Here is a 22,201-nt window from a genome sequence, read left to right as displayed (position 1 = left end):
CTATCGTACCTCCTCCGCAGTTTTTGCATATTCTCCGGTCAGATTAAATGCGTGGTTCATTGGACCGCTGCCTTTGCCAAGGTCAAGCATTGCGCCAAGTGCCCCGGAAATATATGCTTTGGCACGTTCCACCGAAGTATCCAGATCGAATCCTTTTGCAAGGTTCGAAGCAATTGCACTGGAAAGTGTACATCCGGTACCATGGGTATTCGGATTGTCAATTCGTTTGCCATAGAACCATTTATAAGCGCCGTCGCGATATAACAGGTCATTAGCATCATTCAGCTGATGACCGCCTTTACACAACACTGCACAATGATAAGTCTCACTGATCACTTTGGCTGCCTCAATCATATCTTCTTCTGATTTCACGGACATACCGGACAGAACCTCTGCTTCCGGGATATTCGGAGTCAGAACGCACGCCATCGGCAGCAAACATTCTTTTAATGTAGCAATTGCATCATCACTAATTAGTTTTGCGCCACTGGTCGCGACCATGACCGGATCCACCACTATATTCTCAGCCTTATATTCTTTTAATTTGTCAGCAATCGTCGTAATCAATGGACTCGCTGATACCATGCCGATCTTCACTGCATTGGGATAGATATCGGTAAATATATTATCTAACTGCTCTGCTAAAAATTCAGGAGTCACCTCCATAATTCCGGTCACGCCAGTTGTATTCTGCGCTGTTAAAGCTGTAATTGCGCTCATAGCGTATACGCCGTTACTGATCATTGTCTTAATATCCGCCTGAATACCGGCGCCTCCGCTGGAATCACTGCCAGCGATTGTTAATGCTGTTCTCATCTCTCATTCTTCCTTTCTTCTTTTGATAGCATTAATTTTTTATAGCGACATAAGGTGGTGCCCCCAATTTGCCGCTGAAGTAAGCATCTGAAATTCATTTCCATCTTTTTATTCATATCCCAGATGCATATTTCCAGAATCTGTCAACTTCCGTCATATCTTCCAGATAAAGCTCTGCCGTCTCTTGGATCTTTTCATTATCATCCGCACTAAATCTGTCATACACGCCTACCGTGTGAAAGCCTGCTCTTTTTGCCGTCTCAAGTGCGTGAAGCACATCCTCAAATACACAGATCTCCTCGGGTCCTGCCTCCAGATATTCACTGGCCTTCTGATAGATAACGGGACGATTCTTTCCTGCTCCGACTTCCGAACAGGTAAATATTTTCTCAATGTAATTCGTTATATTCAGTCGCCTGAATGCTGCCTCCACCAGTTCTCTTTCACTGGATGTTGCCACGACCATCGATATGCCCTTCTGGTACAGGCTCGCCAGATAGTCTGTCACACCGGGCTTTAACTGAACTTCATTATAATAAAAATCTCGCACTGTATCCAGCACTCCTGCAATCATCTGATCTACGCTTTGCTCTAAATGATAATGCTCTTTTAAATATACTGCGCCTTCTTCAATTCCAAGGGGAAACAATATCTCGCTCAGTCCTGGTTCTGGTTTCACTCCTTGCTTCTCAAGATAACGCACGCCTACATCCTGCCAGATCTCCATTGAATCCAGGAGTGTTCCATCCACATCAAAAATGATTCCTTTTAACATGATTCCACCATTTCTTTGGTTAACTTTTTTAATTCTATTGTTGCGTTTTTTATATCCTTCTGTGCAAATATGGCGCTAATGACTGCGATTCCACTTGCTCCATTTCCAGCAAGCTGTAATACATTGTCCTTACTGATTCCTCCAATTGCCACCACCGGTATCTTTACGGCGTCACAGATTGCTTTTAATGTTTTATGGCTGATTCCCTTGGCATCTGCCTTCGAATCCGTGTGAAACACCGCACCCACTCCCAGGTAATCGGCTCCTCTCTTCTCAGCAAGCAACGCCTGTTCCACCGTCTTGGCTGTCACTCCGATGATCTTATCAGGGCCAAGTTTTTCACGGACATTTCCAGCCTCCATATCACTCTGCCCCACATGGACCCCATCTGCATCCACAGCAGCTGCAATATCCACATTGTCATTGATGACGAATGGAACATGATATCTCCTGCATAATTCTTTTATTTCTCTGGCTTCTTCCAGAAAATGCTCTTCATCCAACTCCTTTTCCCTTAATTGCAGAAAAGTAACGCCGCCTTCCAGCGCCTGTTCGACCTGGCTGTATAATGTCTTCCCATCAAGCCAGCTACGATCTGTAATAGCATATAACAACATATCTTCTTTTTTACAGTTCATCTGGATGTCTCCTCTCTAATTTAATCATTAGTATTTTCTTAAAGTATCGCAAGAATCATCCGTCGTCTTATCGATCTTCTTGATAATCACATAGTATCCATCCTCACCGTTGGTCTTAACCTTGACCCGATCGCCGACCTTATGTCCCTTTATTGCTTTCCCAAGCGGGGATTCAATACTGATCAATCCCTGAAGTGAATTACCACGCACGCTGGTCACAAGCCGGTAAGTCTCCGTCTCGTCATCCTCTTCAAAATAGACATCCACCGTATTGTTAATCCCTATCTCATCATCCCTCGAAACATCCGATATAATCCTTGCATTCTTCAACATCTTCTCCAGATAACGGATACGGCTCTCATTCCGATTCTTATCCTGTTTCGCTGCCTTATATTCAAAATTCTCACTCAAATCCCCCTGAGCCCTTGCTTCCTTCACCGCTTCCAGCTCCCTCTTGCGAACCACCAGCTTCCGATATTCAATCTCTTCCTTAATCTTCTGTACGTCACTTTGCGTCAGTTGCTCTCCCATAGCATTCTCCACTTCCTTGTCAATTCATTTATCCTCTATTCTATCCTTTGACCAGGTTTTTGTCTAGGTGGGGACGGGGGAAAATGAAAAAACCCCCGTTCCCACCTGTTGACTAATCAACTTTCTGATGCTATATTCATTATGTTACTTGTTGATTTGTCAACTTCTATATTAAGGAGATGATTCTCAATGCTTGAAAGATTTGAAATGCTTACGCTTGGTACCTCGCAGATATACAAGGATATCCAGAAGATTAAGAAGGCTCGTATGAATTCTCTTGGATTGAAAGGAACACATGCCATGTGTATCTATTATCTGCATCAGAATCCGGAGGGTCTTACTGCTACAGAACTGTGCAGTCTCTGCCGGGAAGACAAGGCGGGGATTTCCCGGATATTAGCGGATCTTGAGCGTCATCATTTTATTGAGTATGACCAATCTGGCACGGGGAAAAAATATCGAACCAAAGCGGTGTTAACGGAAGAAGGAAATGAATATGCATCGAAAGTAACTGATTTAATTCTTCACGCAACACTGATGGGAGGCAAAGGTCTTAGCGATGAAGACCGGGAGGTTTTTTACCGTGTCTTATTCCAGATTGCGAATAATCTAGACAAGCTATGTGAAGAATTAGAACAACAGCAGAAAGGATACGATTATGAATAAACTTAAAAAACTATATTGTAGAACGTTTCAGACTGCCTTTAAGATTGCACTGCCATTTCTTCCATATCGCAAACCAAAGATTGTGGGAAGTGTGAAAGCGTTGCCGGATTTTATTAAGAAGAAAAAATGTGACCATGTGCTTATTATTACGGATGCCGGCATTATGAAGCTCGGCCTGACGAAGCGTCTGGAAAACGCACTGTTCGAAAATGACATTGCCTACACCATATATGACAAGACGGTTGCCAATCCAACGACTGACAATGTTGCAGAAGCTCTGGAATTGTATCAGACCAACGGCTGTAATGCGCTGATCGGATTCGGGGGCGGTTCCAGTATGGACTGTGCCAAAGCAGTCGGAGCCAGAATTGCAAAACCGAAGCAGTCTCTGGCAAAAATGAAGGGAATCCTGAAAGTACATAAGAAACTTCCTCTTCTAATTGCCATTCCTACAACTGCCGGAACTGGAAGCGAGACCACCCTGGCTGCTGTTATCACAGATGCAGAGACCCGGCACAAGTATGCAATCAATGATTTTCCACTAATCCCGCGTTATGCAGTATTAGACCCAAAAGTTACGTTAAGTCTTCCACCATTCATTACTGCGACAACCGGTATGGATGCTCTGACCCATGCTGTGGAAGCATATATCGGCAATTCTACTACGCCTGGCACTCGAAAAGATGCTCTTTTAGCTGTAAAATTAATTTTCGAAAATATCGATATCGTGTATAATGATGGTAAAAATGTGGATGCACGAAGGAATATGCTCCACGCTTCATTCTATGCCGGATGTGCATTTACCAAATCTTATGTTGGATATGTCCATGCAGTCGCACATTCTCTTGGCGGAGAATATAATGTTCCGCACGGACTTGCAAATGCAATCCTGCTGCCATTTGTATTAGAAGCTTATGGCACCAGCATTCATAAAAAATTATACCGTCTGGCTCTGGAAGCCGGAATCGTAGAAGAAGGAACTCCATACGATGAAGCAGCAAAAGCATTTATTGATGCCATCAAAGATATGAAGAAGCGCTTTCACATCGGAGATACAGTAAAAGAAATCCAGGAGGAGGACATTCCAAAACTGGCACATTACGCTGACAAAGAAGCAAATCCTCTTTATCCGGTTCCAGTATTAATGAATGCAGAAGAATTAGAGGATTTTTATTATCTCTTGATGGAAGAAGATATAGAGGAGGAAGCTGATCATGACAGAAACTGAGATTAAAAAAATCGTCCAGGAGCAACGCACCTATTATTATACCGGCGCAACTCTCAGTATTGACGCCCGCATCCTGGCATTGAAAAAATTAAAGGCCTGTATTCTAAAACACGAAGCAGACATCAACGAAGCAATCAAAAAAGATCTTGGAAAAAGTGCATTTGAAAGCTATATGTGCGAAACCGGACTTGTGTTAAGCGAAATCAGCTATATGCTGAAGCATATTCATTCATTTGCCAGAGAAAAGGCGGTGCATACTCCTCTCGCTCAGTTCCACTCCAGGAGCTATAAAAAGCCATCTCCCTATGGCGTAGTTCTGATCATGAGCCCATGGAACTATCCATTCCTTTTGACTATCGATCCACTGGTCGATGCTATCGCTGCCGGTAACACTGCAGTACTGAAACCAAGTGCTTATTCTCCTCACACCAGTGAAATCATCCAGGCAATGATCCAGGAATGTTTTGATTCAAAATATGTTGCTGTCGTAACGGGCGGGCGGGCTGAGAATACCTGCCTGTTAAGCGAACATTTCGACTATATCTTCTTTACCGGAAGCCAGGCAGTCGGTAAAGAAGTCATGTGGCAGGCTTCTGCTCATCTAACGCCGGTCACTCTGGAGTTAGGCGGCAAAAGTCCTTGTATCGTAGATAAAGATGCCAACCTGAAGCTTGCAGCAAAGAGAATTGTCTTCGGTAAATATCTGAATTGCGGCCAGACTTGTGTTGCTCCTGATTATATTTACTGCGAACGCTCGGTCAAAGACCGTCTGGTCAAAGAAATCAAGAAACAGATTCAAAAGCAGTTCGGTAAACAGCCATTAAACAGAGAAAATTATGGAAAGATTATCAACGAAAAGCATTTCGACCGGATTCTTGGACTTATGGATTCTGCCAAGATTGTACACGGCGGGAACTTTGACCGTGCCACTTTACGTATTGAGCCTACAGTAATGGACAATGTCACCTTTGGCGATGTCGTAATGCAGGAAGAGATCTTCGGTCCGATCATGCCGATTCTGACCTATGATTCTCTAGATGAAGCCATCCGTAACATCAATGCAATGCCACATCCATTGGCATTATACATTTTCACAAATAATTCGTACGTAGCGAAAAAAATCACTTCCCGCTGTGGATTCGGTGGAGGCTGTATCAATGATACCATCATCCACCTGGCTACCAGCGAAATGGGATTCGGCGGATTTGGAGAAAGCGGCATGGGCTCTTATCATGGCAAAGACGGTTTTGATACCTTCTCCCATTACAAGAGTATCATAGACAAAAAAACATGGCTGGATCTTCCGATGCGATATCAGCCATATAAAAAACTCAACAACAAATTAATCCATATTTTCTTAAAATAATCTATAAACATATTCTAAAACAGCCTCCCAGATAATCACCGGGAGGCTGTGCTATTATTTAAAATTAATATAGTCTGAATCAAATACAAGTTGTTCTTTCTGAAAACTTGCTTTTGTTGCTGCTTCAAACTCTTCTGGTGAATATTCTTCCATAGATACCGAGATATCGCTTTCTTTCCAGACTCCGGACTCCTCAGCCAGAGCTTTTCTTACTGCCTTTGCAAGCTTTTCCTTCATCTCTTCACTTTTTCCGGCATATAATTTTACGTTGATATGTGGCATATCATTTCCCTCCTTTAATTTCCTTCTCAATTATGAGAATCTTAGATTTGAGCCGTAATATCAATTACCTGATACTATATTTCCGCTTAAATAGATTTTAACACAATTTTTCTTTTTAACATATAGAAATCTCCAACTAATTTATTATCCATACACTACAGAAAATCTTTCATCCCTTTTTTGAATTCATCTAATGCCTTTAACCGCTTAACTCTGCGAAGTTTAATTCCACATACATCACAAATCTGTTCAAGACCGGCCTCTACCAATATGTTGGATACCCGAATTTCATCAGGCGCACCGCATTGTAAAATAAATCCAACGATTTCTTCTGCTATAGACGCAACCGCATCTTCTTTCGGTTCCTGTAGTTCACATCTTAGCATCATTCCCGACGAGGCATCTGCAATCATGTACATCGCTGGATTCGCCGGTCGGCCATATTCTACATCATTGATTCGAAATCCTGGTATAGAAACATCTATCTCTAATATCATCTTACACTTTGGTGCCCGGGATAAATCAGCAAGCAGCTCTTCATCTGTTATGATCAGATTCCGAAATTGGAATGACACAAACGGAAGAGGTTTTGCACTAAGCTCCCAAGTCTTTTTATCCGCTTCAAACTCCAAAGAAAGCATATTACCTTTTTCAAAATCTACAGACATCTTCTGTTTTTCATATTGTTCTAAAGCAACTTCCAGATCTTGCAGATATTCTGTCATTCGAAGCACTTCATCCTGATTGAAATTATATGGGAAATATCCAGGTTCAAAAGACAGAAAATACAGCCACTGATTTTTCCCTCTATATTTATACCCCAGTTCTTTTATAATCTTTCTCTGCTCATTCGACAGCTCATCTCTGTTCCCCCAATAGCACGTCAGATTTCTCTGCGAAAACATCACATAATCAACCGGAAGGTTCAACTGTTCCTGCATCGTAAGCATCATAAAATCATTGAGTCCTTCATACCCTTCATACACCACAATTCCATAACAATCACCACCACGGCCAAGGATGCTGAAAAATGTAGTATCTTCTTCAGCACCATTTCTGATTCCAATGATATCCATATCCCAGAATTTTTTCCAGGGTTCTAGTTTTTGAATTCTCGTTGCCGTTTCATATAATTCTTTCCATTGTATGATTGTTGCTTCTTTCCTGCCCTCTTCATATGGCACAAAATCTCCAGAATCTTCAAAGTTTTTCTCTTCTTCATCCATGCTACCATCTGGCACAAATTGATCTGGATAACGGTTACTTCCTTCATACCCACAGACACCCATTCGCGGTGAATTACATACTGGTAAGAAGAAGGTATCTTCTCCTATATCAGCTTCGTCCAGACATTCATTACACCAAAACGGATTACCTTCATACACTCCTTCAGGGTCCACCCACTGTGCCACATTACTTCCACATTGACTACAAAGAATCTGAAGTGGATTATTCCGCGATAACAAGGTGATCTTTTCTGATTTTCTAGCTGCCACATAATAATCATGCACATGGATCACCAATTCTGTTGTAGAGCCAAAATCATATTCATAATTTATTGAATCACCAACAATAAGTACGTCTTTCATTTTATAATTCATACTCTTTGCAGGCGATCCCCAAAAGCTATCTGTATCTGGGCAAGACTCATATCTTATTCCCTGAATCTCAAACGCACTAAGATGTCCACAACATTCTACCCAGATATCACGAATAAATGCATCTAAGTCTTTTAATGTTGCTGTTTCCCTTATCTCTACAATTAACCAGTATGCAGAATCATATTTATCTGAGATTACTAATTCAAACCATCCACATCTTGGTTTGCCATTCTCCTGTTCCATTCTTTTCTCTCGGGCCTTACACGTCGGCAAATGCCTGAGCATTCCACCTCTCGTATACTCTTTGCCACAAAATTTACAGACTCCTCTTGTTTGCTTCGCCATATGATTACCTCTCTCTATTTCAATTGTTTTTGTGCGATCTTTTCGAAAGCTTTCTCCTTCGTTCTGTTTAAACATATGTGTGCTGCATACTTGCTACTAACCCACAGCAGCTTATCACAACTTAGCACTTCTCTTCATGGCCAGATATCAGCGATGGTATCTGGCTTTTTGAAAAAGTATTCGGACAAATATTTAAGCAATTTTTTCCTTTACATTTTCTAATTCATATAGCATATCCGGATCCAAATCTAAGCATTTGCTTTCATCTCTGGTTCCAGTGACATCCCAAGTCAATGAATCATTTAATATTGTGCATGCATTCATAAAAAAATCAATATCCTTTAATCGTTCAAAAACCTTTTTTTCTAAGAGATGACTTGCATCATAACAAACTATTTTTCCATCCTCGAAATATACATCTACTTTATAGTCCCTATATGGGATTACCTGCACTACTTTTGGAAACATATTCATCCCCTCTCATATTAAACCAAAGAATTGATTCGATTCAATGGAAGTCCATCTTTGATTTCCATTATATTCTGCGTGAAAGTGTGGTGGATTATGATCTTCATAATACATTGTAACACGAATCTCATAAAACAAAGAAATTTCTGGCATATCTAACACCTCCGTAGCCAATCTTATATATATTACCACACCAGGGGATTTTGCAAAACAATTCTTTTATTTTTAAGCAATTTAAAAACCTGCCTTTCGAAGTTCATCCATCATTGCAGTTCTACGTTTGTATTCTCGTCTCCATGTAGCCGCAATATCTTCTGCTACAGTTTTTCCTCCATCACATTTAGATATCTTCTTAAGATATGGCATGAGATATTTATATTTTTTCCTTTCATTCGCCATTTCAGCCGCCTGTTTTAAATAAGCAGAATATATTTTTATTACTCGTTCCGGCATTATTTTGCGCAAAATTTTATCATATGAATCCAGAAGACTAACTTTATTGGAACTCTCTTCAATCTTACTCATCAACTCATCATATCGTTTTTCTTCATAGAGTAACTGACATACAAAATCTTCATAACGGCTTTTCATCACGATATCATCAACCATCTGACTCCATTGATCCGGGTTCACAATACATGCTTTCAACATCTTAACATAGGTTAAATCATATTGCCAAAAAGATGTAACATACCGTATAAGTTCCTCAATATATTCCTCTGTTTTCCCTAATTTATCGTATATTTCTATTAATTGCTCGCAATATTTTTCCAACTGCTCGGTATTACCAGCATCAAGTTCTTTGCTTTCTAACAACACCTTTATAGCTGTATCATAATCATTATTCTTGATTGCCTCTGAGATTTCCAATTCTCGAATCACAAAAAACCTGCGGTTTGCTTGTTTATACTCCTCGATTTGCTCAGCAGTATAGTTCAATTTTTTCATATATTCTATCCTTTTTAATATCGGATTTTCGTATCGTAGTGAACCGAATATATTTTTCCGCAATCGGATCCCGAACGTTTATTTATGAAATTATCCAGGTTTTTAATCTCTTCTGTTATCTTTTCTTCTGTTGCAAAAAATTCAAACAAGATTTCTTCCATATATTCTTCATAAATATCAATTACGTACCCATCCTGATGCGTTTCGAACCATGATTTCATCTCATTTCTATAAATCTCATCACTTTTTTCAATAATTTGCTTCCAACATTCATAGCAGGAATTTGCAACAAAAGATGAACCTCCATCCGAATCATCCATATCAATATTTCCAATACAATGGAACACCAGATTTGTCAACTCAAATGCTTGTTTTAAACAATTCTTTTCAATTAACAGCATTACCTTCGTATTCAAAAAATAACTTAACTCGGATGTGAATTCAGAGGCATGATACCAATCCACATACCCGCCCCTGCTATGTCGATATATAATGTGATCTATTTCTGTCCGAAGTTCCAGCATTAACTTACTATTCATTTTAAATTCATATTGCATTTGCAATTTATGCTTTAATCCTTCATCTGCCAAAACAAAGCCGACCAACAATTCTCTTACTTTGTCTTCCGGTATTTTTGAAATAAGCTCTATTACTTCTTCTTTTTCCCTTTGATACCTTTGGAAAAAGTCCTCTCTTTGTAATGAAACCTCTTCTTCTGTATCGTTATCTTCTATTTCAGCATCCTTTCCAGCCAGCATTTCCTCAAACTGAAACAAAACCGCCGCCATGTGTTTGCAATTCCTTCCATCCGCTGCATATGGACAGGAACAGTACATATCTATTACGTCTTCCTCATCCAACGTAATTTGAACATCATATACATCCGCTCCATCTACCTGTGCTATAATTTCGTCATCAGAATAGCTAAAATCTACGCCATGACCATCTTCATAATATTCAATCCCTCTGTCTAAAATGTGTTGTCTAAATAATGTATACCATTTCATTTTTTGAACCCATATTCTTTCTTCAGTCTTTCATAGATTTCAAAAGCCACCGGACAAACAGACACAGTATCCAACACACTATATAAGCTCCACAGACGTTCTGGTTGATTCGTATACGGATATTTTTTGCAGCTTTCAGGCTTGCAATCTCCCAATTTACAACTCCCGTCTTCCATCAAAAAATCACATGGTTTATGCTTTGTCTTGTAATTCCCCTCAGAATCTTTTCCGCCTAAATATTGTTCAGCAAAATCTGTAGCGGTTACTCCTAAATACATCGCATCTTTCTCAACATCCTCCTCCGGAATACTTCCATGATACATCTTGCAGCAATTTCTACATCTATTACAATCATATTGTGCAAACAACTCGTCATGCAATTTAAAAAACTGCTCATCCAGTTCTTTTTCATCCGCATTACACTTCAAAAATGTACGAAATTCCAGATTTTCCCTTTCTCTTTTCTGAGCTTCAAATTTCACTTTCCTTGGCGCCAACATTGTTTTTATCCTCTTTCTTATGAAAATAATATTACATATGAACCTGATTACATTCTACCACAGTTCTCACTTCTGATAAACTAAAAACCTCCCAGAACAAATGTCCTGAGAGGTCGTGAAACGTCTTGTGACGTTCTGCGTCGTATATAATTTGTAGTCTCGAACGAATGATTAACGTTTGCTGAACTGCGGTGCTCTACGTGCAGCTTTGAGACCGTATTTCTTACGTTCTTTCATACGTGGATCACGTGTTAAGTATCCAGCTTTCTTCAGAACCGGTCTGTAATCTGGATCTGCCTGAAGAAGTGCTCTTGCGATACCATGGCGGATTGCTCCTGCCTGTCCTGTGTATCCGCCGCCTTTTACGTTAACGATTACATCGAATTTGTCAGATGTCTCTGTAGCAACCAATGGCTGACGTACAACAACTTTTAATGTTTCCAGTCCAAGATACTCATCGATATCTCTTTTATTTATAGTAATATTACCTGTTCCTGGTACTAAATATACTCTTGCGATTGATTTTTTTCTTCTTCCTGTTCCGTAGAATTTTGCTTTAGCCACTGTAATATCCTCCTTTCAACCTTTCCTTAAAATTTCAGTTCTACTGGTTTCTGAGCCTGCTGTTCATGCTCTGGTCCAGCGTATACATGAAGTTTCTTAATCATAGATCTTCCTAAAGGTCCTTTTGGAAGCATTCCCTTTACAGCAAGTTCGATCACTTTTTCAGGTTTCTTGTTCATCATCTCAGCTAATGTAGTCTCTTTCATTCCTCCTACATAATCAGAGTGATTGTAATAAATCTTCTGATTCAGCTTCTTACCTGTTACTTTTACTTTCTCAGCATTTACAACGATTACATAATCACCTGTATCAACATGTGGTGTAAATTCCGGTTTATTCTTTCCTCTTAAAACCTTAGCTACTTCTGATGCTAAACGTCCTAATGTATAATCCGCAGCGTCAACTACATACCATTTTCTTTCAATCTTATCTGGATTAGCCATATAAGTTTTCATTGGTTTACCTCCTATGAATCATTAACATTGTAATAATTATATCAGAATCAGCAAGACTCCGGGGCTTTGGTTTCGTGCTGTTTCTCGTTTTTTCACACTGAATTATTATATTATACGGTGCCACGTGTGTCAACCATTTTCTTTGATTTTTCTTCCGATTTTTGCTATAATAACTGCTGTAAGTGTCTCTGCCTTGAGGCATCTCTTACGATACTACAACTGAATGATTATTTCAAGGAAGAGAGGGTATAAAATGTGGACCTACAATAGTGTTTTTTATCAAATCTATCCCATAGGTTTCTGTGGCGCTCCTGTTCACAATGACGGAGAATGTGTTCCTAGAATCCGCAAATTAATGGAATGGACGGATTATCTGGACGACCTGGGAATTGATTCTATTCTTCTGAATCCAATCTTTGAATCCGACAACCATGGTTATGACACCCGTGATTTCAAAACGATCGACTGCCGGCTTGGAACGAATGAAGATTTTTCCGAAGTCTGTAACTGTCTTCACGAACATGGAATCAAGATTGTCCTGGATGGCGTATTCAACCACGTAGGACGTGGTTTCTGGGCATTTCAGGACGTACAGGAAAAGAAATGGGATTCTCCATACAAAGACTGGTTTCATATCAACTTTGACGGAAACAGCTGTTACGATGACGGATTCTGGTATGAAGGCTGGGAAGGCCATTATGAGCTGGTCAAACTGAATCTTCAGAATCCGTCTGTTGTAGAATATCTGCTGGAGTGTGTCAGATTCTGGGTAGATGAATTCGATATTGATGGTCTGAGACTGGATGTTGCTTACAGCTTGGATCATAATTTTATGCGCAGGCTCCGTTCTTATGTTCAGGAATTAAAACCTGATTTTGCTCTGATCGGAGAAGTATTATTCGGAGACTATAATCTGATTGTGAATGATGATATGCTTCACAGCTGTACAAACTATGAATGTTACAAGGGGATTTTCTCAAGCTTTAACTCCATGAACCTTTTTGAGATTGCACATTCTCTGCATCGTCAATTTGGAGCTGATCCCTGGTGTATCTATCGTGGCAAGCATCTGATGACTTTTGTGGATAATCATGATGTCACGAGACTTGCAAGTATATTAACGAACAAGGAACACATTCCTCTGGCCTATGGTCTTTTACTGGGGATGCCGGGGATTCCATGCCTGTATTATGGGAGTGAATGGGGAGAACCCGGAGAAAAAGCGCCGGATAACGACTATTCACTGCGCCCTTGTTTCGATGCGCCAAAGCCCAATGAACTGACAGACTTTATGAAACTATTAATTCGTACCCGCCAGAACAGCGACGCTCTGTGCAATGGCACTTATCGAAATGTCTTGATCCAGAATCATCAGCTAATCTTTGAGCGCTCTTCAGATACTGAACGAGTGATGGTTGCGATCAATGCAGCAGATACCCCTTATACTGCAAGGCATCAGGATCTTCAGGGAGATGCGGTCGAATTACTGACTCATGGAAAACTCTCCATGAATGGAGAGCTGGAATTACCTCCTTACAGCATTCAATATCTGAAACAATAATCCTTATATGGCTTTCTACAGAAAATACTTTCTAATGCCATGACAACTCGATCATCCAAACAGCCGGACACATAGTTTCCATGAGATTCTATGCAATCCGGCTGTTTATCTTTTTCCAACTATATTCATCTATTCTTTTATCAGTGAGATTGTCCGCTCTGCCAATTCTTGCAATGGTATCTCATGATATCCATGCACACTGGTACGGGCAATCCCATCGAATGCTTCATACCATTTCGGATCTATGCCTTTCAATCCATGAATCGCTCCCATAATGGAACCTACGGTTGCCCCGTTACAGTCCGTATCAAATCCAGACAGCACTGCAGCGGTCACTGCATCGTCAAAGTTATCATAACAGAGCAGGCATGCAACGACCAGCATAGCATTCGGAATGGTCAGGCACCAGTCAAACATCTCTTCTTCGTGATATCTTTGATGCACTGTTTCGGCCATTGTATCAAATGTCCATCCCTGTTCATACCACCGACACACTTCATCCAGACTTTCTTTTAACCGACTCTTGGGCGGAATCTGCTGCAATGCTGTATAGATTCTCTCTATCATCGTCATATCCGGAACAAAGCACAGACTGATCAAGGCTGCAATGAACATCTCTCCATAGACACCATTCTTCGTATGGGACACCGATGCATCACGGTATGCCATCTCTGCTGCTTCGAATGGATGACCGGGATTCACATAGCCGAAGAAATCTCCCCGTATCTGAGCTCCGATCCATTCCCGGTAAGGATTGCATTCCACAGCTGACTTCGGCGGTAATACCCCATTCATTAGATTACGGATAGCTGCACGCTCTGCGGTACAGGCATGGAATGCAGGGATTCCAAGAAGCCATGCCTCCGCAACATCTTCCATGGTAAAGTCTCTTCCATATCGTTCAAGGATCTTGAGCGCAATTACGGTATAGTTAATATCATCATCATTCGGAAACTGCCCATTCAGATTATCGTACCATTCTACTTTCTGACGGTCATAAGACGTCATTGCATCTTCTTCCCGGAGATCAAATCTTTCCCTGACAGCATCATCCTTCGTTGAGGAAATATAATATGCTAAAGGCATCTGACCTGTTGCCTCCAGATATTCCCTTATCTTCTTGCGTGGCCATCCCTCCACAGGAATTCCAAGTACACAGGCCGTAATTCTTCCATAGACTGCACCTAATACATGGTCTTTGAGATGATCTGTATCGTACGGATAATTCTGCTTTGCTTCTTCACTCAGACATCGCTGAATCTCCTCATAAGACACTGGCTCCAGATATTCAAAATCTTCTTTTATCGGAGCCTGTTCCATCTGAAGCAACAGTCTTTTTGCCTGTGCGTTTCGACTATCTTCCTCCTCTATTGCAAGGATTTTTTCAATCTCGGGAGCATATTCTTCTACCAGGCGACCTTCATCCACACATTGACGATACTCATCCCGTAACATATCACTTGGGAATATCCACAGCATCTTATCTCTTAACATATCAGCTATCCCTTCTTCAGAACCTTTACAATCTCTGCCATGTACATTTCATGATAATCTTTCTCTGGATACCATTTGTCATCATTTTCAGTGACGTCGAAACATTCTGGTTTCATAGTCTGATGATATTGTTTTTTGCAGACGAATACGAGATCCGCTTCTTCTACAGCTGTTGTACCGTCTACATAATATGGATGAAGCCCTGCTTCTTTCCATTTATCTTCCACATTCTTTCCAGACACACTTCCACATACATTCAATGCTTTTCTGTATTCCTCTGCAAGAAAGGAAATAGTAAATGTATCGTTCTGGTCAACGAATTCTTTGGTATAACGCTGTGGGCGGATATACACGGTTGCAATGTTTTTGCCCCACATGATTCCCAGACCTCCCCAGCTTGCTGTCATCGTATTGCTTTTGATTTCATCACCTGCAGTGATCAGCATCCATTCTTTTGAAATCTTCTGGAATGGATTGAATTCCAAACTGTCAATTGCTATTTCTTGAAATGCCATAATAATATTCCTCCTTATTTTTTACCTCATTATCATGAGGCAATCAGAAACAATAATCTTCAATTCCGTCTGCAATGCCCAGCACAATCTTATTCTGATAATCTTCCGTTGCCATCAGTTGATCTTCCTGTGGGTTCGTCATATATCCCACTTCCACAATGGTAGCCGGAACCTGGCTCCAGTTATTTCCACTCATGGAATCTGTTTCCCATACTCCCTCACTTCTGCATCCGGTTGCCGCGCAAAGATGGTTGATAATGCAATCAGATAATGCCCGGGACTGACTGTAAAGCCCCGGAACATAAGGACTGGAAGGAGTTGTACAGATCGTCATGGCACCTTGTGCTCCACTGTTCTCCGAACCATTTGCATGTATTCTGACAAATGCATCCGCACCATTCTGATTGGCTACATTTGCTCTCTGTGTACAGCTCATTGGGACATCATTCGTCTCCCTTGTCATTATGACTGTATATCCTCTGTTTTCTAATTCTGCTTTTAGTTTTACAGATAATGTCAGTGTCAGTTCGTACTCGGGAATCCCGGTACTGACACCACAGGTTCCGCCGGAATCTGCCGCTTTATACTCAGATGCTCCAGGTCCTACTGGTTCCGTTCCCTGAGCGACCACCCCGGAATGCCCCGGATCAATTACGATCAGCTTTCCATTTGTCTGAGGTTCCTCCGGCTCCTGTGCCTGTTCTTCAGATTCCTCTTCCTCCGGTACTTCTTCTTCCTCTTCAGATTCTATCTTCAATGGTTCTTCCGTTGTCTCCTCTGTCTGCTTCTCTTTTGCTTTACAACCTGACAGGATAAACATCAGACAGAGTAACAAAAGAAATATTTTATATTTTTTCATTTTTCTCATTCCTTATCACTTGACAACATGCAGCATGCTAGACTAAAACAACTTTTCTGAAATTCTTCTTACCTTTCTTCAGGACAATGCCTTCGCCATTCAGATCTTCTCCGGCAAATGATGCGTAGATATCCGTGATCTTTTCACCATCCACAGCTACTCCGCCCTGCTGTACTGCACGACGCGCTTCTGATTTGGACGAAACTAATCCTGTTTTTACGAGCATAGTAAGAATATCAATATTTCCTTCCGTCAGATCTGCTTCTGTCAATTCTGTAGTAGGCATATCTGCTGCTGCACCTTTGCTGAACAATGCTTTTGCCGCTTCCTGTGCTTTCTGTGCTTCTTCTTCTCCATGAACCAGTTTGGTCAATTCATATGCAAGAATCTCTTTTGCAGTATTCAACTGTACACCTTCCCATGAATCCATCTTGTCGATCTCTTCTAATGGAAGGAACGTGAGCATACGGATGCACTTTAATACATCTGCATCTGCAACATTTCTCCAGTACTGATAGAATTCAAATGGAGAAGTCTTATTCGGGTCAAGCCATACTGCACCGCTTTGAGTCTTACCCATCTTCTTGCCTTCAGAATTGAGAAGTAATGTAATCGTCATTGCACATGCATTCTTTCCTAATTTACGACGAATCAACTCTGTTCCGCCAAGCATATTACTCCACTGATCATCACCACCAAACTGCAGATTACATCCATATTTTTGGTATAATGCGTAGAAATCATAGCTCTGCATGATCATATAATTGAACTCCAGGAAACTAAGTCCTCTTTCCATTCTCTGCTTATAGCACTCTGCTGTCAGCATACGGTTTACACTGAAGTGTGCTCCTACTTCACGGAGTACATCAATATAATTCAGATCCAGAAGCCAGTCTGCATTATTGACCATCAGTGCTTTTCCATCTGAAAAATCAATAAAACGACTCATCTGCTTTTTAAAGCATTCACAGTTATGCTGGATAGTCTCTTTCGTCATCATCTGACGCATATCGGTTCTACCGGACGGATCTCCGATCATCGCGGTTCCACCGCCAATCAGCGCAATCGGCTTATTTCCTGCATCCTGCAGACGCTTCATCAGGCAGAGTGCCATAAAGTGTCCCACATGGAGACTGTCTGCAGTTGGATCAAATCCTATATAAAAAGTCGCCTTTCCATTGTTAACCAGCTCTCTGATATCATCTTCATCTGTTACCTGAGCAATCAGTCCCCTCGCCTGCAATTCTTCATAAATTCCCATTGTTTTCTCTCCTTTTCTTTTTTTATTCTATGATTCTTATATAAATGTTACAGACCCACACTTTGCGGAAATGTTCTATTAGGACAAAATCCCTGTATTATAAAAAACCGCCCTTATCATAGATAAGGACGGGATATATACCGTGGTACCACCTTGATTCACTGCCATTCGCATAAACAGTCTCTGTAAGTTGCGTATTCACAACTCTTGCACAGTAACGTGTGCCTTACGTCACAGCCTACTGATACTTTATTGCGCATACACAAAAAGTATCTGATATTTTCGGTGTGCAGCTCCAAGATGTATTCATAACCGCTTCCTTCATGCGCCTCTCATCAACCGGCAACTTTCTGTATGGGTGTAAAGATTACTACTTCTTCTTTTCTAAGCCTTTGAATCATATAAAAAACAGGTTTGTCTAAAATCCTACCTGATTTCCTTGATTTTGTCAAGATAAATACCAGCAACAGTCTCATTTTACTTCTATTATCCATCTGTCAGCCACAATCCCGGCACCTTTTCTTGTCAGGTGAATCCCATCTGTCGTCAACGCATCATAGCCGTACCTTTCAGCCGCTTCCTGCATCTCCTCATGCAAAGGAATAAACAACTGATGATGTCTTCCGGCTACTTCACGGATAATCTGTTCCGCCTGCAGAATTCCCGGAATCCAATTCTGATATTCCAAAGGATATGGGAACAGAAAAGGACCCATGCAGACGATTCTGGCTCCGGTCTCCTCTTGTATCTCAGTCAGCAATCGTTCATAATTCTCAGCAAATCCTTGATCTGTCAGATCTTTTCCTGTATTCATCATCACTCCGACATCATTGCATCCGACAAGAATACTCACCACGTCTGGTTTCTGCAGAATACAGTCCCTTCCCAGGAAGCGTAATACTCCCTGAAGAGTAAAACCATCATGACCTCGATTCAACACCTGGATGCCCGGTTCCGTATTCCTCAGCTTCTGAGCAATCAGCTGAACATAGCCATCTCCCAGGCTCAGAGGATCCACGCCCAGATTATGGTGCGCATCGGTAATACTGTCTCCCAAAAAGATAATTTTATTCATAAAAATGTTCCTCTGATCATATGGCAGTTTCAAAAGGCCTGTCACACTGAAAATATCAGTATGGCAGGCCTTCTATTCTTCTGTTCTTTAAGCTTCAGCGAACTGATCCTTTCCTACAGAGCAAAGCGGACACTCAAAATCTTCCGGTACATCTTCCCATTTTGTTCCCGGTGCAATGCCACCTTCTGGATATCCAGCTTCTTCGTCATACTCCCAGCCGCAAACTTCACATACATATTTCATATCACAGATTCTCCTTTTCATCAAAATTGTACATTCATGTGTACATAAGCTATTATATCGCAATCTACTCAGGAAAACAAGTTTCTATGATTCAAATCTATTCTTCCTCTTTCTTCTCATCCTTCTTCACATTCTGCGGATTATCTACAACCTGGATAATTCCCTTTTTCCACATAATTCTGGAAGTAATGATTGCGATCGGGAGCATTGCAATAATCAGGAATCCAATTGCTCCAAACAGAGATCCACCGGAAGTAATACGTACAAGTAAGGAAAGTACAGATACAATGATCAATACAGGGATCACACCTTTTGTTCCACCCTTAACTACTTTATCTCCAGAACTGCTGCTAGAGAACAAACCTAATGTCAGGGAACCAAAAAGAGCCGGGATAATGTAGTTTGAAGCTGTCTTAACCTGTGGTATCTCAAATACGAATCCAATTCTTGAACTCAACAGTGCAGCAAATGCCAGAATGATAACCGTCATGATAGAGGAAACTGCTACTGCTACAGATGCAATCGCATCACCTTCTGGTGTATTCTGCTCAGTATCTGACAATTTAATTGCGTTGATCGCACATGGAACCTTCAGGTTCATAATATTTCCGGTAATAAAAGTAAGATATGCCGAACTTCCAAGGATCGGAGTATAACTGATTGCTTCAGAGATACCGACCGGAATATAAATCATCAGAATACTGATCGTTGCCAGATTAAACACTTCTCCAAGAGAAGGAATTGCATGATAATATCCTAATACGATAAACGGAACTGACACCATATAAATCAAAGCGATCACCGTGCCAATGCGGCCTTTACTGTGTGACCATTGCTGAAAAGGATCCATTACAACATTATTTTTCTTCTTATCTTTACTCATGTCCTCTACCTCCTCTTACTGTAAAATACTTGTCCATAACAAGGATGAAACCATACCACCGATCATGGAGAATGCCATGATAAAGTCATTCAGCCATCTAAGCTTCGGTTTTGAAGCAAGGATTCCAAGAACAACTGCTATCACAAGACCGGTAAGCATAACTGCAGCCTGAATGGTATCACCAATCAGAAGAACTGGTACATAAACAGCGAACAGACATAACATAAATGTACCGCTCAATACATATTTCCATGTACTTGCGTTTTCTGTTTTAGAAACGCTCATACAAAGTTTCTTTCCAAGAGGAATCAAGATAAAGAATCCGCTCAGCATACCGATACTCATAAGAATCATAACGACACCAAATTGATTTGCGGTTCCCAGTTCCAGCATCTGTGCACTGGTCTCAAATCCAAGTGCGCTTGCAACACTGCTGGAAATCAGTGTTTCATATGACAGAGAACCGATAACTGATAATCTCCACCAGGACCAGATGGTTCCCAGTACTGGAATCAGTGCAAATAATCCTACAACAATTGATAAACTTGGTACAATTGAGAATACAAGGCTTGATTTGATAACTTTATTCAAAGTCTCCTTCGTAATTCCAAGTTCCAGACATCTCGCGTATGCCTTCTTCAGATAAGCCAGTGAGAACAGTACGATATATATAAGACCGCCTGCTACCAATGCTAACAACAATGGGCTGTTAATAATTTCTTTCATAGATTTTCCTTCCCTTCTCTCTTCTGTTCCTTCTTGTTACTTCTTGTTACTTATGTTCTTCCAGCCATCTCATGGCAGTGTACGCATACACTGCGCTGCCTGGTGAAAGTACAGACTCATCGAATTTTACTTTTGGATGATGCTGCGGATATGCGTAACCTTTTGCAGGTTCTCCGGCTGCAAGCGCAAGCATGATAGACGGCACTTCCTGGCTTACATAAGCAAAATCTTCTGAGCCAGCCGCTTTCTGTGCCTTTCCCTCGCCTGCCATTGCCAGAAGCTGTCCCTGTGTAAAGGCTTTTCCCTGTCCCAGTAATTCAGTCACATACTGAGCTGCACATTTTGACAGTTCACCGTCATTCTTAAGTACCGGACATCCTTTTCCAAAGATTACTTCTGCCTCTGCACGGAATGAAGAAGCAATTCCCTGTGAAATCTCTGTCATCCTCTGTTTGATGAAGGCTCTTACCTCTTCATCATAAGTTCGGATAGTACCTTCCATATCCAATGTATCTGGAATGACGTTTGCTGCCTGTCCTGCCTGAATCTTTCCAATCGTCAGAACCGCTTCGTCAATGAGTCCCAATTCTCTTGCATGTATTTCCTGAAGCGCTGTAATAATATGCGCTGCAACTGTAATCGAATCCACCCCGGCATTTGGCATAGATCCATGACAACCTTTTCCTTGAATATGTATTCTGAAATAGTCCGCACCCGGTGCGCTGATTCCTCCATCACTAACGATAACCGTTCCTGCCGTGAATGGCTGTCCTGCCATTACATGGATCATCAACGCTGCATCTACATCTGGATTCTTCAGTACTCCTGCTTCAATCATATCGTGAGCACCTTCAAAGATCTCTTCCGCCGGCTGGAACATCAACTTCACAGTTCCCTCGATCTCATCCTCATGCTCTTTTAACAGCTTTGCTGCTCCCAGCATCATCGTTGTATGCATATCATGACCACAGGCATGCATTTTTCCCGTTTCAGAAGGGAAATCCACTTCTGCCTGTTCCGCCATCGGCAAAGCATCCATGTCACCGCGGATCAGGAATACCTTCCCTGGTCTTTTTCCACCTGCATTTACAATCAATCCTGCTTTTCCACATTCCTGTGGTTCATATCCCATAGACTGCAATTCCGCTTTCACGAATGCCACGGTATCATGCAGGTCAAATTCTGTCTCCGCGTGTTGATGAAGATAACGTCTCTTCTCTATCAACTGCTGTTCATACATCTTTGCCTCTTCTAATAATCGTTCCGCACCCATTCTTTTCTCCTCCAATTCATTTTAGGAATATTTAAAGAACTGTTCTTTTATTTGGATTATAATTCAGGTTTCTGAATTTATCAATTATTATCAAATATTGTTTGTAAATTTTGTTAAATAT

General features: G+C 41.1%; 26 protein-coding genes, 1 pseudogene and 1 other annotated feature. Of the genes and pseudogenes, 4 read left to right on the top strand and 23 right to left on the bottom strand.

Annotated features, from left to right (window positions below; all coding sequences use genetic code 11):
• The 4 genes from thiD to greA form a co-directional block, all read right to left on the bottom strand.
• Window positions 1-816, bottom strand: a complete 816-nt coding sequence (gene thiD, locus JQM81_RS09765) for a bifunctional hydroxymethylpyrimidine kinase/phosphomethylpyrimidine kinase (protein WP_235233347.1) — start codon at window positions 814-816, stop codon at window positions 1-3.
• A 112-nt stretch (window positions 817-928) separates the two neighbouring features.
• Window positions 929-1,591: an HAD family hydrolase gene (locus JQM81_RS09760; protein WP_235233345.1), complete on the bottom strand. Its 663-nt coding sequence runs from the start codon at window positions 1,589-1,591 to the stop codon at window positions 929-931.
• Window positions 1,585-2,229: a thiamine phosphate synthase gene (thiE, locus tag JQM81_RS09755; protein ID WP_235233343.1), complete on the bottom strand. Its 645-nt coding sequence runs from the start codon at window positions 2,227-2,229 to the stop codon at window positions 1,585-1,587. The genes JQM81_RS09760 and thiE overlap by 7 nt, the downstream gene beginning before the upstream one ends.
• 27 nt (window positions 2,230-2,256) lie before the next feature.
• A complete protein-coding gene (greA, locus tag JQM81_RS09750; protein ID WP_235233342.1) occupies window positions 2,257-2,760 on the bottom strand; it encodes a transcription elongation factor GreA in 504 nt (167 codons plus the stop codon).
• Window positions 2,761-2,949: 189 nt separating this feature from the next.
• Here greA and JQM81_RS09745 point away from each other — a divergent pair, with 189 nt between their 5' ends.
• From JQM81_RS09745 to JQM81_RS09735, 3 genes are read left to right on the top strand one after another with little or no spacing between them, the layout of a single operon-like run.
• On the top strand, window positions 2,950-3,426 hold the full coding sequence (locus JQM81_RS09745) for a MarR family winged helix-turn-helix transcriptional regulator (protein WP_235233341.1): 477 nt from the start codon (window positions 2,950-2,952) through the stop codon (window positions 3,424-3,426).
• The gene (locus tag JQM81_RS09740; RefSeq protein WP_235233339.1) at window positions 3,419-4,654 is read left to right on the top strand and encodes an iron-containing alcohol dehydrogenase; all 1,236 of its coding nucleotides are present in this window, start codon (window positions 3,419-3,421) and stop codon (window positions 4,652-4,654) included. Before JQM81_RS09745 ends, JQM81_RS09740 begins: the two co-directional genes overlap by 8 nt.
• Complete coding sequence (locus JQM81_RS09735; RefSeq protein WP_235233338.1) at window positions 4,641-6,020, top strand: aldehyde dehydrogenase; 1,380 nt, start codon at window positions 4,641-4,643, stop codon at window positions 6,018-6,020. Before JQM81_RS09740 ends, JQM81_RS09735 begins: the two co-directional genes overlap by 14 nt.
• Before the next feature lie 54 nt (window positions 6,021-6,074).
• On the opposite strand, the gene JQM81_RS09730 is transcribed toward JQM81_RS09735, so the two are convergent.
• The 10 genes and pseudogenes from JQM81_RS09730 to rplM form a co-directional block, all read right to left on the bottom strand.
• A complete protein-coding gene (locus JQM81_RS09730; protein WP_235233336.1) occupies window positions 6,075-6,302 on the bottom strand; it encodes a tautomerase family protein in 228 nt (75 codons plus the stop codon).
• 155 nt (window positions 6,303-6,457) lie between these two features.
• Window positions 6,458-7,528 carry a DUF7309 domain-containing protein gene (locus JQM81_RS13900; protein WP_420370576.1) on the bottom strand — a complete coding sequence of 357 codons (1,071 nt, stop codon included), beginning with the start codon at window positions 7,526-7,528 and terminating at the stop codon, window positions 6,458-6,460.
• 267 nt (window positions 7,529-7,795) lie between these two features.
• Window positions 7,796-8,146, bottom strand: a pseudogene (locus JQM81_RS13895) (IS1096 element passenger TnpR family protein); the annotation flags it as partial.
• 294 nt (window positions 8,147-8,440) lie between these two features.
• Window positions 8,441-8,716: a DUF2442 domain-containing protein gene (locus tag JQM81_RS09720; protein WP_235233334.1), complete on the bottom strand. Its 276-nt coding sequence runs from the start codon at window positions 8,714-8,716 to the stop codon at window positions 8,441-8,443.
• A gap of 12 nt (window positions 8,717-8,728) precedes the next feature.
• Window positions 8,729-8,869, bottom strand: coding sequence for a DUF4160 domain-containing protein (locus tag JQM81_RS13815; RefSeq protein WP_334302618.1), 141 nt, complete (start codon window positions 8,867-8,869; stop codon window positions 8,729-8,731).
• Between the two features lie 81 nt (window positions 8,870-8,950).
• Window positions 8,951-9,664: a hypothetical protein gene (locus JQM81_RS09710; protein WP_235233332.1), complete on the bottom strand. Its 714-nt coding sequence runs from the start codon at window positions 9,662-9,664 to the stop codon at window positions 8,951-8,953.
• Between the two features lie 14 nt (window positions 9,665-9,678).
• Window positions 9,679-10,671 carry an SWIM zinc finger family protein gene (locus JQM81_RS09705; protein WP_235233331.1) on the bottom strand — a complete coding sequence of 331 codons (993 nt, stop codon included), beginning with the start codon at window positions 10,669-10,671 and terminating at the stop codon, window positions 9,679-9,681.
• Window positions 10,668-11,171: a YkgJ family cysteine cluster protein gene (locus JQM81_RS09700; RefSeq protein WP_235233329.1), complete on the bottom strand. Its 504-nt coding sequence runs from the start codon at window positions 11,169-11,171 to the stop codon at window positions 10,668-10,670. The genes JQM81_RS09705 and JQM81_RS09700 overlap by 4 nt, the downstream gene beginning before the upstream one ends.
• Window positions 11,172-11,342: 171 nt before the next feature.
• Window positions 11,343-11,735, bottom strand: a complete 393-nt coding sequence (gene rpsI / locus JQM81_RS09695) for a 30S ribosomal protein S9 (protein WP_235233327.1) — start codon at window positions 11,733-11,735, stop codon at window positions 11,343-11,345.
• Between the two features lie 26 nt (window positions 11,736-11,761).
• A complete protein-coding gene (rplM, locus tag JQM81_RS09690) occupies window positions 11,762-12,190 on the bottom strand; it encodes a 50S ribosomal protein L13 (RefSeq protein ID WP_235233325.1) in 429 nt (142 codons plus the stop codon).
• A gap of 253 nt (window positions 12,191-12,443) precedes the next feature.
• On the opposite strand from rplM, the gene JQM81_RS09685 reads away from it, so the two are divergent.
• Complete coding sequence (locus JQM81_RS09685; RefSeq protein WP_235233323.1) at window positions 12,444-13,751, top strand: alpha-amylase family glycosyl hydrolase; 1,308 nt, start codon at window positions 12,444-12,446, stop codon at window positions 13,749-13,751.
• Between the two features lie 129 nt (window positions 13,752-13,880).
• On the opposite strand, the gene JQM81_RS09680 is transcribed toward JQM81_RS09685, so the two are convergent.
• The 9 genes from JQM81_RS09680 to JQM81_RS09640 all read right to left on the bottom strand — a co-directional run bounded on the left by JQM81_RS09680 (window position 13,881) and on the right by JQM81_RS09640 (window position 22,080).
• Window positions 13,881-15,245 (bottom strand): ADP-ribosylglycohydrolase family protein, encoded by a 1,365-nt coding sequence (locus tag JQM81_RS09680; RefSeq protein WP_235233321.1) that lies wholly within the window; start codon window positions 15,243-15,245, stop codon window positions 13,881-13,883.
• A gap of 5 nt (window positions 15,246-15,250) precedes the next feature.
• Window positions 15,251-15,760, bottom strand: a complete 510-nt coding sequence (locus JQM81_RS09675; RefSeq protein WP_235233319.1) for a flavin reductase family protein — start codon at window positions 15,758-15,760, stop codon at window positions 15,251-15,253.
• 43 nt (window positions 15,761-15,803) lie between these two features.
• Window positions 15,804-16,619: an N-acetylmuramoyl-L-alanine amidase gene (locus JQM81_RS09670; RefSeq protein ID WP_235233317.1), complete on the bottom strand. Its 816-nt coding sequence runs from the start codon at window positions 16,617-16,619 to the stop codon at window positions 15,804-15,806.
• A gap of 37 nt (window positions 16,620-16,656) precedes the next feature.
• A complete protein-coding gene (gene tyrS / locus JQM81_RS09665; RefSeq protein ID WP_235233314.1) occupies window positions 16,657-17,880 on the bottom strand; it encodes a tyrosine--tRNA ligase in 1,224 nt (407 codons plus the stop codon).
• A 121-nt stretch (window positions 17,881-18,001) separates the two neighbouring features.
• Window positions 18,002-18,276, bottom strand: a binding site (T-box leader).
• Window positions 18,277-18,352: 76 nt separating this feature from the next.
• Complete coding sequence (locus JQM81_RS09660; protein ID WP_235233312.1) at window positions 18,353-18,955, bottom strand: SGNH/GDSL hydrolase family protein; 603 nt, start codon at window positions 18,953-18,955, stop codon at window positions 18,353-18,355.
• A gap of 87 nt (window positions 18,956-19,042) precedes the next feature.
• Window positions 19,043-19,198: a rubredoxin gene (locus tag JQM81_RS09655; protein ID WP_235233310.1), complete on the bottom strand. Its 156-nt coding sequence runs from the start codon at window positions 19,196-19,198 to the stop codon at window positions 19,043-19,045.
• Between the two features lie 97 nt (window positions 19,199-19,295).
• A complete protein-coding gene (locus JQM81_RS09650) occupies window positions 19,296-20,081 on the bottom strand; it encodes a hypothetical protein (RefSeq protein WP_235233308.1) in 786 nt (261 codons plus the stop codon).
• A gap of 15 nt (window positions 20,082-20,096) precedes the next feature.
• Window positions 20,097-20,807 carry a DUF5058 family protein gene (locus JQM81_RS09645; RefSeq protein WP_235233306.1) on the bottom strand — a complete coding sequence of 237 codons (711 nt, stop codon included), beginning with the start codon at window positions 20,805-20,807 and terminating at the stop codon, window positions 20,097-20,099.
• Between the two features lie 46 nt (window positions 20,808-20,853).
• The gene (locus JQM81_RS09640) at window positions 20,854-22,080 is read right to left on the bottom strand and encodes a M20 metallopeptidase family protein (protein ID WP_235233304.1); all 1,227 of its coding nucleotides are present in this window, start codon (window positions 22,078-22,080) and stop codon (window positions 20,854-20,856) included.
• Between the last annotated feature and the right edge of the window lie 121 nt (window positions 22,081-22,201).

It is taken from the genome of Faecalicatena contorta (assembly GCF_021531895.1).
Taxonomy (GTDB): domain Bacteria; phylum Bacillota; class Clostridia; order Lachnospirales; family Lachnospiraceae; genus JAFBIX01.
The sequence above is the reverse complement of the archived record's forward strand: the minus strand, read 5'-3'. Positions and strand labels throughout refer to the sequence as shown.